The sequence below is a fragment of the Janthinobacterium sp. GW822-FHT07H11 genome (assembly GCF_058798615.1).
In genome coordinates, this window is sequence record NZ_CM179507.1 from 5762244 (window position 1) to 5777748 (window position 15505).

15 protein-coding genes are annotated in these 15505 nt (G+C 63.3%); 9 read left to right on the plus strand and 6 right to left on the minus strand.

Annotated elements, in window-relative coordinates; translation table 11 throughout:
• The first annotated feature begins 170 nt into the window (after positions 1-170).
• From AC3RCJ_RS25445 to AC3RCJ_RS25480, 8 genes are all read left to right on the plus strand, one after another.
• The gene (locus AC3RCJ_RS25445) at positions 171-590 is read left to right on the plus strand and encodes a DUF4259 domain-containing protein (protein ID WP_492957051.1); all 420 of its coding nucleotides are present in this window, start codon (positions 171-173) and stop codon (positions 588-590) included.
• 117 nt (positions 591-707) lie between these two features.
• Positions 708-1586, plus strand: coding sequence for a CorC family transporter (locus AC3RCJ_RS25450; protein WP_034746750.1), 879 nt, complete (start codon positions 708-710; stop codon positions 1584-1586).
• A gap of 79 nt (positions 1587-1665) precedes the next feature.
• On the plus strand, positions 1666-3192 hold the full coding sequence (gene lnt, locus AC3RCJ_RS25455; protein WP_492957052.1) for an apolipoprotein N-acyltransferase: 1527 nt from the start codon (positions 1666-1668) through the stop codon (positions 3190-3192).
• 146 nt (positions 3193-3338) lie between these two features.
• On the plus strand, positions 3339-4253 hold the full coding sequence (gene glyQ / locus AC3RCJ_RS25460; RefSeq protein WP_070290459.1) for a glycine--tRNA ligase subunit alpha: 915 nt from the start codon (positions 3339-3341) through the stop codon (positions 4251-4253).
• A gap of 37 nt (positions 4254-4290) precedes the next feature.
• The gene (glyS, locus tag AC3RCJ_RS25465) at positions 4291-6393 is read left to right on the plus strand and encodes a glycine--tRNA ligase subunit beta (protein ID WP_492957053.1); all 2103 of its coding nucleotides are present in this window, start codon (positions 4291-4293) and stop codon (positions 6391-6393) included.
• A complete protein-coding gene (gene gmhB / locus AC3RCJ_RS25470; protein WP_492957054.1) occupies positions 6393-6980 on the plus strand; it encodes a D-glycero-beta-D-manno-heptose 1,7-bisphosphate 7-phosphatase in 588 nt (195 codons plus the stop codon). Before glyS ends, gmhB begins: the two co-directional genes overlap by 1 nt.
• Before the next feature lie 16 nt (positions 6981-6996).
• Complete coding sequence (locus tag AC3RCJ_RS25475) at positions 6997-7737, plus strand: lysophospholipid acyltransferase family protein (protein ID WP_034746739.1); 741 nt, start codon at positions 6997-6999, stop codon at positions 7735-7737.
• A gap of 44 nt (positions 7738-7781) precedes the next feature.
• Positions 7782-8717, plus strand: coding sequence for a M48 family metallopeptidase (locus AC3RCJ_RS25480; RefSeq protein WP_492957055.1), 936 nt, complete (start codon positions 7782-7784; stop codon positions 8715-8717).
• 125 nt (positions 8718-8842) lie between these two features.
• Here the strand turns inward: AC3RCJ_RS25480 and waaA are convergent, their stop codons facing one another.
• From waaA to AC3RCJ_RS25510, 6 genes are all read right to left on the minus strand, one after another.
• Positions 8843-10117 (minus strand): lipid IV(A) 3-deoxy-D-manno-octulosonic acid transferase, encoded by a 1275-nt coding sequence (waaA, locus tag AC3RCJ_RS25485; protein WP_492957056.1) that lies wholly within the window; start codon positions 10115-10117, stop codon positions 8843-8845.
• Between the two features lie 18 nt (positions 10118-10135).
• Entirely contained in the window at positions 10136-11158 is a 1023-nt protein-coding gene (gene waaC / locus AC3RCJ_RS25490; RefSeq protein ID WP_492957057.1) for a lipopolysaccharide heptosyltransferase I, read from the minus strand.
• 4 nt (positions 11159-11162) lie between these two features.
• Entirely contained in the window at positions 11163-12545 is a 1383-nt protein-coding gene (locus AC3RCJ_RS25495; protein WP_492957058.1) for a phosphomannomutase/phosphoglucomutase, read from the minus strand.
• Between the two features lie 90 nt (positions 12546-12635).
• Positions 12636-12944: an H-NS histone family protein gene (locus AC3RCJ_RS25500; protein ID WP_492957059.1), complete on the minus strand. Its 309-nt coding sequence runs from the start codon at positions 12942-12944 to the stop codon at positions 12636-12638.
• 50 nt (positions 12945-12994) lie between these two features.
• Complete coding sequence (locus AC3RCJ_RS25505) at positions 12995-14098, minus strand: MraY family glycosyltransferase (protein WP_492957060.1); 1104 nt, start codon at positions 14096-14098, stop codon at positions 12995-12997.
• Between the two features lie 124 nt (positions 14099-14222).
• Complete coding sequence (locus tag AC3RCJ_RS25510) at positions 14223-14582, minus strand: hypothetical protein (protein WP_492957061.1); 360 nt, start codon at positions 14580-14582, stop codon at positions 14223-14225.
• 69 nt (positions 14583-14651) lie between these two features.
• Between AC3RCJ_RS25510 and AC3RCJ_RS25515 the strand changes: the two genes are divergently transcribed.
• The gene (locus AC3RCJ_RS25515; protein WP_492957062.1) at positions 14652-15494 is read left to right on the plus strand and encodes a symmetrical bis(5'-nucleosyl)-tetraphosphatase; all 843 of its coding nucleotides are present in this window, start codon (positions 14652-14654) and stop codon (positions 15492-15494) included.
• Positions 15495-15505: the final 11 nt, after the last annotated feature.

Genomic DNA, 15505 nt, shown 5'->3' on the forward strand with positions numbered 1-15505 from the left:
CGCGCAGATCGGGTAGGTCGGGGTAGGTCGGGTTAGCCCGCAGGGCGTAACCCGACAACACCCAACAACGTCACCGGAGTCGTAGGTCGGGTTAGGCGATACGCCGTAACCCGACAATACCCCACATGCCACAATGGCGCCATCAACCACACACGCAACAAGGACACACTATGGGCACCTGGGCCACCGACGCCTTCGGCAACGACTACGCCATGGATTGGGCGCAGGATCTGCACGAGTACAAAACCCTGGAACTGGTCGAGACCACGCTCGACAACGTCATCGACAGCCAGGAAGCGGCGCTCGAAGCGCCGTTCGCCGCCGAGGCGCTGGCCGCGCTGGAAGTCATTGCGCGCCTCTTGGGCAAGCCGGGCGAGGACGACCCGGCCACGTCCGAGGTGGACGAATGGGTGGCCGCCTGCAAGAAGAAAGTCACGCCGCCGCTGCTGGAAAAGGCGCGCCTGGCCTTCGAGCGCATCACGGCCGAGTCGTCGGAACTGCGCCAGCTGTGGCAGGACAGCGAGCACTACGCCGACTGGCAGGCCGACGTGGCAGCCCTGCGCGCGCGCGTGCTGGGTCCGGACGCCTGAAACGTCGGGCAACGGCGCACTTCAACGTATTAAATTTGCATCAAAAGCGGGGAAATCCGATATCGCCCCGCTTTTGGTGTATCCTATATCCCTTCGCAACAACGGCTCACGCCTCCTATGCCCGAGCACCCTAGTGGCGTCAGAACTGACGTCAAGCCCCACCGGTCACTGTTTGAACGCCTGACCGCACTTATTTCCCCCGAGCCAGAGAACCGAGCAGAATTGCTTGAGGTTCTACACGATGCGCACGAACGCAAGCTGATCGACGCCGACGCCCTGTCGATGATCGAAGGCGTGTTCCAGGTATCGGATCTCTGTGCGCGCGACATCATGATTCCCCGCTCGCAGATGGATGTCATCGACATCAGCAAGCCGATCGAGGAATGGATGCCGGAAGTCCTGTCCACCGCCCACTCGCGCTTCCCCGCGATCGAAGGCGAGCGCGACAAGGTTATCGGCATCCTGCTGGCGAAAGACTTGCTGCGCTATTACGCAGAAGAAACTTTCGACGTGCGCGACATGCTGCGCCCCGCCATCTTCATCCCCGAATCGAAACGCCTGAATGTGCTGCTGCGCGATTTCCGCGCCAACCACAATCACATGGCCATCGTCGTCGATGAATACAGCGGCGTCGCCGGCCTGATCACCATCGAAGACGTGCTGGAACAGATCGTCGGCGACATCGAGGACGAATACGACTTCGACGAAGCCGAGGACAACATCCTCTCGCTCAAGGAAGGCCAGTTCGGCCCCCGCTGGAGAGTCAAGGCGCTGACCGAGATCGAACAGTTCAACGAGGAAGTGGGCAGCCACCTGGTGGACGACGACGTCGACACCATCGGCGGCCTGGTCTCGAAGTACCTGGGCCGCATGGCGCACAAGGGCGACATCTTCGACCTGGGCAATCTGCGCTTCGAAGTGCTGCGCGCCGATGCGCGCCAGGTGCACGTGCTGCTCGTCGAGCGCCTGCCCAACGTGCCGGAACTGGAACTCTGACATGCGCGTGCTGTAGATGCGTTTCAGACGCTTAGATCCCAACGCCCCCGCCAAACCGCCCCGCAGCACCTGGGCGCGCATGCTGACTGCCGCCATCGCCGGCGCCGTCGCCGTGCTGGCGTTCGCCCCTTTCGGCTACTGGCCGCTGCAAATCCTCAGCCTGGGCGTGCTGTTCTACCAGGTGCTGCGCGCGGCGAACGTCAAGGCCGGCGCGCTGATCGGCTGGGCCTACGGCTTCGGCTGGTGCGCGGCCGGCACGCACTGGCTGTATATCTCGATGCACCGCTATGGCGACATGGCCGCGCCGATCGCCGCCATCGCCGTGGCCCTGCTGGCCCTCTTGATGGCCATCTACGTGGCGCTGGCCATGGGCGCGGCGGCCTGGCTGCGCCAGCGCTGGGTGCTGTCCCTGCCCGCCATGACCCTGCTGGTGCTGCCGGCCACGTGGACCCTGTTCGAATGGACGCGCGGCTGGCTGTTTACGGGTTTTCCGTGGCTGGCCACCGGCTACGCGCACAATACCAGCCCGCTGGGCGGCTTTGCCCCCATCATCGGTGCGTATGGCCTGGGCTGGCTGGCGGCGCTGTCGGCCGGCGCCCTGCTGCTGCTAGTCCACCCCCTGCACCGCACGCGCTGGAGCGCGCTGGGCGGCCTCATCGCCCTGTATGCGGCCGGCGTCGGCTTGCAATACGTGAACTGGACCCACCCGGTCGGGCGCCCCATCACCGTGCGCCTGTTGCAGGGCAATGTGCCGCAGCAACAGAAATTCGACCCCGGCTTCGTGCTGGGCGCCCTGCAGATGTACCAGAGCGCCATCACCAGCGCGCCGGCCGACCTGATCGCCACGCCGGAAACGGCCGTCACCGTGCTGCCGCACCAGCTGCCGCCCGGCTACCTCGATAGCCTGGCGACGTATGCGCAGCAGACGGCCAGCACGATCCTGGTCGGCATGCCCGTGCTCGACGAGCAGCAGCGCTTCTACAATGCTGCCGTGGGCATCACGCCCAACGGCACGCCGGGACCGTACTACCAGTACCGCAAGCACCATCTGGTGCCATTCGGCGAATTCGTGCCGCCCGGCCTGCACTGGTTTGTCGCCATGATGGCCATCCCGCTGGGCGACATGGGCCGCGGCGCCGAGGTGCAAGCGCCTTTGCCCGTGCGCGACCAGTTGGTGCTGCCGAATATCTGCTACGAAGACTTGTTTGGCGAGGAAATCGCCGGCCAGCTGGCCAGCGCCCACCGCCATGGCAAGCAGTCGGCGTCCGTGCTGCTCAATATCTCGAACCTGGCCTGGTTTGGCGACTCGATCGCCATCCCGCAGCATCTGCAGATTTCGCAGATGCGCAGCCTGGAAACGGGCCGCCCCATGCTGCGCTCGACGAACACGGGCGCCACCGCCGTCATCGATGGCAAGGGCGTGGTGCAAAGCCTGCTGCCGCCGGAACAGCAAGCCACCTTGGCGGCCAAGGTGCAGGGTATGGGCGGCATGACGCCATACATTCTGTACGGCAATAAACTGGTGCTGGCCCTGGCCGCGCTGGCCCTGCTGACGGCCTTCCTGCTGTCGCGCGCCGCGCGCCGTGGCCGCGCCGCGCAGCAATAAGCGGCCGATATTGCCCGAAGAGTCACAGTGGGCCCGTAAAAACCGCTAAAATTAGCAAAACCCCGGCCCGGACGCGCTTGTTAGCAGCGTGCGGGCTTCAAGCAAACCTTAACAAAGCGCAGCCTCCCGCGCGGCGAACTCATACGATGCTCACATTTCAACAAATTATCCTGACCTTGCAAACCTATTGGGACAAGCAAGGTTGCGCCCTGCTCCAGCCTTACGACATGGAAGTCGGCGCCGGCACCTTCCATACCGGCACCTTCCTGCGCGCGATCGGCCCGGAACCCTGGCGCGCCGCGTATGTGCAGCCGTCGCGCCGCCCGAAAGATGGCCGCTATGGCGAAAACCCGAACCGCATGCAGCACTACTACCAGTATCAGGTGGTGCTCAAACCTGCGCCGGAAAACATCCTCGACCTGTATCTGGGTTCGCTGGCCGCGCTGGGCCTGGACCTGAAGCAGAATGACGTGCGCTTCGTCGAAGACGACTGGGAAAGCCCGACCCTGGGCGCCTGGGGCCTGGGCTGGGAAGTCTGGCTGAACGGCATGGAAGTGACCCAATTTACCTACTTCCAGCAAGTGGGCGGCCTCGATTGCAAGCCCGTGCTGGGCGAGATCACCTACGGCATCGAACGCCTGGCCATGTATCTGCAAGGCGTGGAAAACGTGTATGACCTGGTGTGGACCGAGTGGGAAGAAAATGGAATCACGAAAAAACTGACCTACGGCGACGTCTTCCACCAGAACGAGGTGGAGCAATCGACCTACAACTTCGAGCATGCGAATACGGACCTGCTGTTCGAACAGTTCGGCAACTACGAAGCGGAAGCGAAGCGTTTGATCGAGCTGCAACTGACTCTGCCCGCCTACGAAAAGATCATGAAGGCCTCGCACAGCTTCAATATGCTCGATGCGCGCGGCGCCATCTCGGTGACGGAACGCGCCGCCTACATCGGCCGCGTGCGCACCCTGTCGCGCCTGGTGGCGCAAGCGTATTACGACTCGCGCGAGCGCCTCGGTTTCCCGATGCTGCCCGCCGCAGACCAAGCCGCCGCCTAATTCGAGCCTCCACACCGCCGTACCTGACAAGAACACCATGAACCAAACACTGCTCATCGAACTGCTGACCGAAGAACTGCCGCCGAAAGCGCTGGCCAAACTGGGCGCCGCCTTCACGGCCGGCATCGTCAACGGCCTGAAAGCGCGCGACTTCCTGGAAGCCGACAGCGTCGCCACCAGCTACGCCTCGCCGCGCCGCCTGGCCGTCTCCATCACCAACGTGCGCGAAGTCTCGCCCGATAAATCCATCCGCGAAAAAGTCCTGCCCGTCTCCGTGGCACTGGACGCGAACGGCAACGGCACGCCGCCGCTGGCCAAGAAACTGGCTGCGCTGGGCTTCCCCGAGCTGACGGTGGCCGAACTGGAACGCGCCGTTGACGGCAAGGCGGAAAGCTTCTTCTACACCTACACGGCGCCGGGCAGCCAGCTCGCCACGGGTGCGCAGGCCGCATTGACGGAATCGGCCGCCAAGCTGCCGATTCCAAAACTGATGAGCTATCAGCGTCCGGACGGCACCACCGTGCAATTCGTGCGCCCGGCCCACAGCCTGATCGCCCTGCACGGCATCAATATCCTGCCCCTGACCCTGCTGGGCTTGACGGCCGGCCGCACCACCCTGGGCCACCGCTTCCTCACCGACGGCGAACCGATCACCATCGCGCACGCGGAAAACTATGCGCCATCGCTGATCCTCAACGCCAGCGTCATCGCCAGCAACGAGGAACGCAAGGAACGCATCCGCGCCCAGCTGCTGGACAAGGCCGGCTTTGATCAGGTGCTGATGCCCGAAGCGCTGCTCGACGAAGTCACCGCCCTGGTCGAATGGCCGGTCGTGTATGAATGCCACTTCGAGGAAGAATTCCTGGCCGTGCCGCAGGAGTGCCTGATCCTCACCATGCAGACGAATCAAAAATACTTCGCCCTGACCGACAGCGAAGGCAAGCTGCGCTCGCGCTTTTTGATCGTCTCGAACATCGAGACGGACACGCCCGAGCACATCATCGGCGGCAACGAGCGCGTCGTGCGCCCGCGCCTGTCCGACGCCAAGTTCTTCTTCGAGCAAGACAAGAAGAAGACCCTGGCATCGCGTCTGCCGCTGCTGGCCAACGTCGTCTACCACAACAAGCTGGGCACGCAAGCTGCCCGCACAGAGCGCGTCAAGTCGCTGGCCGGCGCCATCGCCGCCAAATTGAACTACGACGTGGCCCTGGCCGAACGCGGCGCCCTGCTGGCCAAGGCCGATCTGCTGACCGACATGGTGGGCGAATTCCCCGAACTGCAAGGCATCATGGGCACGTACTACGCGCGCCATGACGGCGAACCGGAAGAAGTGGCGCTGGCCGCCTCCGAACACTACCAGCCGCGCTTTGCCGGCGACAGCCTGCCGTCCACCGCCACCGGCACCGCCGTGGCCCTGGCCGACAAGCTCGAAACCCTGGTCGGCATCTGGGCCATCGGCCTGGCGCCGACGGGCGACAAGGACCCGTTCGCGCTGCGCCGCCACGCCCTGGGCGTGCTGCGCATGCTGCTGGAAAAACGCCTGCCGCTGTCGATCCAGGGCTTGCTGGCTGACGCCGCCGCGCAGTTCGCGTCGGTGCCCGGCTTCAAGGACCCGGTCGCGGATGTGACCACCTTCATGCTGGACCGCCTGCGCGGCATCCTGCGCGAGCGCGGTTTTTCGCCGAACGAGATCGAAGCCGTCGTGGCGCAAAATCCCGACCGCCTGGACGACATCGTGCAGCGCCTGGAAGCCGTGCAGGCGTTTGCCGCCCTGCCGGAAAGCGCTTCGCTGGCCGCTGCCAACAAGCGCATCACGAACATCCTGAAAAAGAACGAGGAAGCGGTGAGCCTGGTCGCCGCCGGCGGCGTCAACGTGGCGCTGCTGCAGGACGACGCGGAGAAAAAACTCGCCGCCGCCGTCTCGCGCGTGCAGCCGGAAGTCGACGCGGCCTTCGTCAAGGGCGATTTCACCGGCACCCTGCAAACGCTGGCGCAGCTGCGTGACGATGTCGATGGCTTCTTCAACGACGTGATGGTGATGGCCGAGGATGTCGCCCTGCGCAACAACCGCCTGGCCCTGCTGTCGTCCCTGCACGGCATGATGAACCGCGTGGCCGACATTTCCAAGCTGGCGGCATAATGGGCATTCCGGCGCTGAAACTGATTATTCTCGACCGCGACGGCGTCATTAATCATGACTCGCCGGATTTCATCAAGTCGCCGGCCGAATGGCTGCCGATCCCCGGCTCGCTCGAAGCGATCGCCCGCCTGAACCAGGCCGGCTATCGCGTCGTCGTCGCCTCGAACCAGTCGGGCATCGCGCGCGAATACTTCGACATGTCGGTATTGAACGCGATCCACCAGAAGATGCACACGCTGGCGCAGCAGGTGGGCGCCGATATCGACGCCATCTTCTTCTGCCCGCACGCGGGCGCGGACAATTGCGACTGCCGCAAGCCGAAACCGGGCATGTTCCATGAGATTTCGCAGCGCTACAACACCAGCCTGAAAGGCGTGCCCACGGTTGGCGATTCGCTGCGCGACCTGCAGGCCGGTTTCATCAGCGGCTGCGTGCCCTACCTCGTCTTGACGGGCAAGGGCGAGAAAACCAACGAGACAGGCGGCCTGCCACCCGGCACCCAGGTCTTCCCCGACCTGGCCGCCGTCGTCAGCCACCTGCTCAAGGCGCCCGCGGCACCGGCGCCCACCGTGGCATTCAGTATCTAATCTTCGGAGAACCGCATTGCGTAATATTTCCCTGTTCCTGCGATCCCTGCTGTTCATGATCATCATGATCGTGGCCACCATCGTCTGGGCCTGCGTGTGCTTTTTTGCCGCGCCATTGAGCTACAACAAGCGCTATTGGGTCACCTCGCGCTGGAACGTGTTTATCCTGTGGTGTGCCAAGGTCATTTGCGGCATCCGCTATGAAGTCAAGGGTGCCGAGAATTTCCCTGATGCGCCGGCCATCGTGCTCTCAAAACACCAGTCGGCGTGGGAAACCATCTTTTTGTTGCCCAGCCTGCCCCGCCCGCTCGTGTATGTGTTCAAGAAGGAGATTTTGTACATTCCCTTCTTCGGCTGGGCCATGGCGCTGCTGCGCATGATCCCCATCGACCGCAAGCAGGGCAAGCATGCGTTCAAAAGCGTGGTCGCGCATGGCAAGCGCCGCCTGGCCGATGGCCAATGGATTATCATGTTCCCTGAAGGTACCCGCATCCCCGTGGGCCAGGCGGGCAAGTACAAGAGCGGCGGCACGCGTCTGGCCATCGCCACGGGCGCCGTGGTGGTGCCGATTGCGCATAATTCAGGCGAGTGCTGGCCCAAGCAGTCATTCCTCAAACGCCCGGGACTGATCACCGTCTCGATAGGCAAGCCGATTTCGCCGGAAGGGCAAACCCCGGACAGCATGATGCAACAGGTGGAAAATTGGATAGAATCAGAAATGCGCGTCATTTCGCCTCACGCCTACAACGCTGGCTAGACGGCATCAGCGCGGTCATCCAGGAGCCGACACTGCGCCAGCAGATGAAGACCATCAAGGTCGGCGACCAGCAACTGGATCTGTTCGCGCATGACGTCTCGACCAGCACGCCCCCGGTGGTGCGCCCCACGGCACCGCCGGCGCCGCCCGTGGAGGCAAAGCCTGTAGTTCCCCTGGCGCCGCCACCGGCGCCTGTCATTCCTCCCACGCGCCCTGTCCTCCCCTCCCCGCCACGCACCGCCGATGGCCCGCCGCTGCGCCAGCTGCAGCTGGGCAGCCACCTGGTCGAATTCGCCCTGCGCCGCTCCACGCGCCGCTCCATCGGCTTCATGATCGACGATAACGGCTTGCGCGTGACGGCGCCCAAGCGCGTCACCCTGGCCGAAATCGACAACGCCATCCGCGCCAAGCAGGGCTGGATCGTCTCGAAGCTGCTGGAACGGGGCGAGCGCAAGGTGCAGCGCCAGCAGCGCCCGCCCGTGGCCTGGGTCGACGGCGCCGCGCTGCCGTATCTTGGCGGCGAGATCACCTTGCGGCTGCACCAGGCGCCGCGCCACCGCGCCAGCTTCCAGCGCGAGACGAACGAACTGCATGTGTGGGTCACGCCCACGGGCAGCGAGCAGCAATTGAAGGAAAAAGTGAAGGGCTGGTTCCAGCACGAGGCGCGCCAGTTGTTCGAAGCACGGCTGGACCTGTACGCGGACAAGCTAGGCGTAAGCTACGATTCGCTGTCGCTGTCCTCGGCCGGCACGCGCTGGGGCAGCTGCACCATCGAGCGCAAGATCCGCCTGAACTGGCGCCTGATCCACTTTGCCCTGCCACTGATCGACTACGTCGTGGCGCACGAACTGGCGCACCTGCTGGAAATGAACCACAGCCCCCGCTTCTGGGCCACCGTGGAATCGATCTACCCCGATTACGATGGCGCCAAGCAGGCGCTCAGAAAACGCTCGCAGGAGCTGCCGGTGTTGTTCGCGTAAACACTATTGTTGGCGGCGCCTGTCGGATTACGCGCTAGCGCGCTAATCCGACCTACCTCGATCACGGCAGTAGGTCGGATTAGGCCGCAGGCCGTAATCCGACAACATTGTTGGCGGCGCTGCCGTCACCGCAGCAGCGCTTGAATCGCCGCGAGGGTCCTCGGCGTCGCTCCCCGGTGCTGGCTGGCGAACGCCAGCGCCTTTTGCCCCATCGACGACAGACGCGCCGGATCCTGCAGCAAGGCCGACGCCTGCGCCATCAGCGCGTCCGCGTCCGCCACCAGCGCCGCGCCGCCGGCGGCAATCGCCTGCTCGGTCACCAGCGCAAAATTGAAGGTATGCGGGCCGATCAGCACCGGCTTGCCCAGGGCTGCCGGCTCGATCAGGTTTTGCCCGCCCAGCGGCAGCAGGCTGCCGCCGACGAAGGCGCAATCGCAGGCCGCGTAATACGCAAACATCTCGCCCATCGAGTCGCCCAGCAGCACCTGCGTGCCCTGCGCCACGGCATCGTCCTGCGCCAGGCCGGACCTGCGCCGCACGGCCAGACCCCGCGCCGCGATCAGTTTTTCCACCTCGTCGAAGCGCTGCGGATGGCGCGGCACGATCAGCAGCAGCGCGTTCGCCGGCAAGCTGGCGCGGATATACGCATCGAGGATCAGCGGCTCTTCCCCTTCGCGCGTGCTGGCGCACAGCAGCACGGGGCGCGCACCGATGGCCGCGCGCAGCGCCGCCCCCGTCGCCAGGGCCGCCTCGGGCACGACGACATCGAACTTGATGCTGCCCGTGACCACCACGTCGCGCACGCCCAATTGGCGCACGCGATCAGCGTCATCCGGCGTCTGCGCCGCCACCAGGGTGATGCCGCGCGCCGCATCGGCTATCAGCTTGCCCAGGCGCTGCGCCTTGCCCAGCGAGCGCTGCGACAGGCGCGCATTGGCCAGCACCACCGGCACTTTGTAGCGATTGCATTGGTGGATCAGATTCGGCCACACTTCCGTCTCCATCAGGATGCAGATGCGCGGCGCAAAGTGGCGGATGAAACTGGCCGGCATGGCGCCCGTGTCGTACGGCAGATAGCTTTGCACCAGGCGTGCGCCGTGTTTGGCGAACAGCGCCTTGCCCGTGGCGCGCCCTGTCGGCGTCATGTGCGTGAGGACGATGCGGCAGTCGGGCCATGCGGCCAGCAATGCATCGATCAGCGGTTCGGCCGCGCGCGTTTCGCCGACGGACACGGCGTGCAGCCAGATGGTGTCCGCAGCAGGTGCCGGCTGGTGCCCGTAAAATCCCAGGCGCTCGCCCCAGTGCCGGCGGTAGCCAGGTTCCTGGCGTCCGCGCAGCCACAGCCGCGCCAGCACCAGGGGCAAGGCCAGCCACCAGGCAAGAGTATAAAGAAGTCGCATGATTGTTGAAGGTTAAAGTCAGGCGGGCGGATAGTCTGCCAGCAGGCGACGTGCAGCGGCCAGCACTTCTAGCACGCCGGGCGGCGCGCCCTTGTCGCCCAGGTTGATGATTTTCGGCGACCAGTTGCCTTCCGTTTTCCACAGCGGCGAATCGGCATAGATTTCCACCGTCGGGCGCAGGAAGGCGGCGGCGATATGCGTGAGGCCCGTATCGACACCGATCACCAGCGCGGCACGGCGCGCCAGCAGCGTGGCGTCGCTCATCGACAGCTTGGGCAGCACGCGTGCATTCGGCAGGCTCGCTGCCAGCTGTTCGGCTTCCGCCTTTTCCTTGGGCGAACCCCAGGGCAGCAAAATCGGCATGGGCGAGAGCGCATGGCCGAGGGCGATCCAGTTTTCCTGCGCCCATTTCTTGGCATCGCGCGCCGTGCCGTGGAAATACACGGCATATGGCGCATCCCCCATCCAGTCCGGGCGCGGCTCGCTGTCCTGTACCTGCGGCAGGCCGAAATCGGCGGGCGTGTCGATCGCATAACCCAGTGCGGCGGCAGCCACCAGGCGGCCGCGCGCGACCGCATGCGTGCGCGGGTCAAGCGCAATGCTTTTGGTGTGGAACACGCGCGAGATGCCTTCGTAGCCCGAGCCTTCGCTGCCGTTGGCCAGGCCGACCTTCTGTCCGCCCGGCGCCAGGCGCGCGGCGCCCATGATGATGCCCGTCTTGAGCAGGCCCTGGGTATCGAACACATAATCATAGCGCGTCTGGCGCAGGGTACGGAAGAAGGCGGCGATTTCGGCGCGCGTCTCCTTCTTGCCCAGGCTCTTGCGCCAGCGCCGCAGCGCGAACGGAAAGATGGTGCCGACGCGGGGGTTCAGGCGCACCAGGCTGGTGTAGCCCTCCTCGACCACCCAGTCGATGGTGGCATCGGGAAAATGACGCGATATGTCTGCCACCATGGGCAGATTATGCAGCACGTCACCCAGCGAAGAGACGCGCACCAGCAGGATTTTCAGGGGCGCCCGCGCGCCGGTGTAGCCAGCCATGAAATCAGAACGGCAGGACCGCATCAGGCTTGGCAGCCAGGATCACGCTCTTGAACTGCCCCTGGATGCGCGCCAGGGCGTCGGGCGTTTCCGCCTCGAAGCGCATAACGATCACCGGCGTGGTGTTCGACGAACGGGCCAGGCCGAAGCCGTCCGCATATTCCACCCGCAGGCCGTCGATGGTGATGATCTGTTCATTGCCGGGGAAGACGGCATCGCGGCGCAGCATGTCCATCAGCGCGACGTTTTCGCCTTCCTTCAGTTCCAGGTGCAGTTCCGGCGTGCTGTCCGATTGCGGCAGCGAGTTCAGCAAGGCGGAAGGATCGCTTTCGCGCGTGAGTATTTCCAGCAGGCGCGCGGCAGAATACAGGCCGTCGTCGAAGCCGTACCAACGGTCCTTGAAGAAGATATGGCCGCTCATTTCGCCGCCCAGCGGCGCACCGGTCTCGCGCAGCTTGGCTTTCACCAGCGAGTGGCCGGTCTTGTACATCAGCGGCACGCCGCCATGCTTGCTGATCCACGGCGCCAGGTGGCGCGTGCATTTCACGTCATACAGAATCTGCGCGCCAGGATGGCGGGTCAGCACGTCGGCGGCAAACAGCATCATCTGGCGGTCGGGATAGATGATCTGGCCATCCTTGGTGACCACGCCCAGGCGGTCGCCGTCGCCGTCGAAGGCGATGCCGATTTCGGCATCCGTCTCGGCCAGGCAGCGGATCAGGTCCTGCAGGTTTTCCGGATGCGCCGGATCCGGATGGTGATTCGGGAAAGTGCCATCGACGTCGCAGAACAGTTCAATCACTTCGCAGCCCATGCCGCGGAACAGGTCGCCCGCGAATGCACCCGCAACGCCATTGCCGCAGTCGACGGCGATCTTGATCGGGCGCGCCAGCTTGACGTCGCCCAGGATGCGCGCCAGGTAGGCGCCACGAATATCGTGCGTGGCATAGCAGCCCGGCGTGGCGCTGTCGCTGCCGTCATGGGCGACGATGTCGCGGTACAGCGCCTGGATCGCCTCGCCATGAATCGCTTCGCCGGCGAGCACCATCTTGAAGCCGTTGTAGTCGGGCGGATTGTGGCTGCCCGTGACCATGATGCCGGAGCGCGTGTCGAGCACATGCGTGCCGAAGTAGACCATCGGCGTGGCCACCACGCCCAGGTCGATCACGTCGACGCCTGCCGCCTGCAAGCCCTGCGCCAGCGCCGCCGTCAATTCAGGGCCCGAGAGGCGGCCATCGCGGCCGATCACGACGCGCTGCTCGCCCTTGGCCAGTGCAGCCCGGCCAAACGCCTGTCCGATCTTGCGGGCCACGCTGGCATCGAGGGTTTTAGCGATGATGCCGCGGATATCATAGGCTTTGAAGATCGTTGCTGACAGTGGAAGCATGGTATTGGACGTAGGAATAATGAATGGGAATGAGGCATCTGCCCTGGCAGGCACGCGAAAAACTTGCTACCAAACCAAGATCATACCGGATTATACGCGCAGCAGATCGATGGATTTGCCCGATTCCACCCACTTCTTGACCCACAGCGGCTGGCGGCCACGGCCTGTCCACTGCTCCGCCGCGTTGTCGGGATGGCGATAACGCACCGCCACCTTGCCCGTGCGCGGCTGCAAGCCGTCCAGTATCAACTGCTTCAGCGGAATGCCCGCCTGCTGCGCAATGGCCATGATCTGTTCGCGCGCCTTGTTCAAGTCCTCGCGTTCCCGGCCCCGCAATTCCTGCGCGACCTTGTCCTGCAAATTGCGCAGTTCCGCCATTGTCAACATTGATAAATTCATACTTTACCTTCTTTAATATTAATATGGAGAAAAAATCCACGAAATATACACTATTTGCCTTTTTTCTTCTTATTCATAATCATCCAGCGCGGCGACTTGAATCGAATGATGCGGAAATATAACCAGACATACGACACCATGAATAAGATCGAAAAAAGAATCAATAAGCAGGTATGGCGCCAAAGCAAAGTCGCCGGTATCACGGCAGTCAAGGAAAACAGCCAGAGATAAGGCGATGTCATCGAATTGCGGCGCATCAATGCCCGTGCTTCCTTGCGGCCCACGGTCCACTGCACAATGCGGCGAAAAATCAGGCTGTGCAGGTGTATGCCATCCGGCATGACCGGCGATTTCCCCTGAATAAATGCACGCCGATAGGCGGAAAATAGCGTTTCAAATACGGGGTAAATCAGCAGCAGCACCGCATACCAGGTCGACACTTCCGGGTTGCGCATCACCAGCAGCAAGGTCAATTCGCCAAGCATGAAACCGATAAAATAGGCGCCGCCATCGCCGAGGAATATCAGGCCGACCGGATAGTTCCAGATCAAAAAACCGGTAACCGCCCCGGCCACCAGCAGGGCGGAAACGAGGATAAAGGCGTCATTTACCTGCAAGCCGACATAGGCGAGCGACAGGAACATGCAGATCGAGACGACGCTGGCCAGGCCATTGAAGCCGTCAATAATATTAATGGCATTGGCAATGCCGGCCACGGCCAGCACCGTGATGGGCAAGCTCAGCCAAATGAAGGGAATCGCCCAGCTGGAAAAGGGCCAGTCGATGCGGTCGATGCGCGCGTCGATCAGGAAATAGGCCAGCAGTGCGCCACCCATGGTCAGCAGCAGGCGCCCCATGGGGCTGACTTTGCCGGTAAAGTCTTCGATGATGCCGCCCGCAAAGGCGATGCCTGAACACAACAGCAAAGACAGCATCCAGTTTGCCATCGCGGGCAGACGCCAGATCGATACGAGCGCGCTCAATACCACCGCCAGGAAGATCGCCAGGCCGCCGATGCGCGCCACGGAATGGGAGTGAACTTTTTGAACACCGTGAAAATCCGAATCGAGTGCGGACCTGTGCAATCGCACCTGCTTAATGATTAACAGGGTCAATAACGCGGATGCGACAAAGCTCACGATAAAAGAAAACATTTTTATTATCAGTAAAAAATCGGCCGCACTATTCAAAAGCCACCGACAGGGTAAAAAATACGAGGAATTACGCAATACCGCCCATTCATGGCATTGTACCGAAACTGCCAATAAAACCCTATTTTCAATAAGCCGCTTGCGGCAAGCAATCGGCGGCAGCCTTAAAAAATGCCGCGGATTCAGTGCCGCGCATAAACCATCTTTTTTTCCACCCAAAAAGATACGCTTGCGGCACGATTACGCGGCGCACCGTGGCGCGAGCGAAAAATGGCGTTGTCTGCTTGAAAACAACGCCATGCACGCGCATGCACCTGTGCCAGCGCGGCAGATAATAGCAAGGCTGTCCATGATTGCTAACAGCTTTTACCATTTGATACATCAACAACAGCCGCCTGACTGACTGGCCGCGCGCCATGGCCGACACAGGGCCGGCACGCCATTGCCGCCCAGACGCGGGCAAGTTCAGGCATGATTCTGATTCCATGTGCAAGCCTGCCGCGCTCTGGCGCATTTGCCAGCCGCCTGGGCATATATCAAAAATACAACACCATCCATGAAAACCTACTTTATCGGCGACCTGCAAGGCTGCCACGCGCAAACCGTCGAACTGCTCGACAGCATCCGTACGGCGGCCGACGGCCCGTATCGCCTGCTGTTCGCGGGTGACCTGATCAACCGCGGCCCCGCCTCGCTGGCGACCCTGCGCCATGTCCATGCGCTGGCACGGCAGGGACTGGCCGACAGCGTGCTGGGAAATCATGACCTGCACTTGCTGGCCGTGGCCAACGGCATCCGTCCGCAGCACGCATCCGACACGCTCGCTGAAATACTCGAAGCCCCCGACCGCGACGTCTTGATCGATTGGCTGCGCAGCCGTCCGCTGGCGCTCCAGCATCAGGGCCATCTGCTCGTGCATGCGGGCCTGCTGCCGCAATGGAGCGTGCAGCAGGCATTGGCGCTGAGCGAGGAAGTATCCTGCATGCTGCGCGGCGACGGCTGGATCGACTTCTTGCGCAGCATGTATGGCAATGAGCCGGCCGCCTGGCGCGACGACTTGCAGGGCGCCGACCGGCTGCGCTGCATCGTCAACGCCATGACGCGGCTGCGCTTTTGCACGCCCGATGGCGTGATGGATTTCAAGATGAAGGAAAGCGGCAGCCCGCCACCCGGCTCCGGCCTGCTGCCCTGGTTTGACGTACCGGGCCGGCGCAGCGCCGGCGACACGGTGGTGTTCGGCCACTGGTCGGCGCTGGGACTGGTGCAACAGGCGCGCCTGATAGGACTGGACAGCGGCTGCGTCTGGGGCGGCCAGCTGTCGGCCGTCTGCCTGGAAGACCGCTCCTTGCTGCAGGTAAGCTGCCCCGCATTCCAGCAGCACGGCGGCAAGGCCAGCTAAGATGCGCGCCG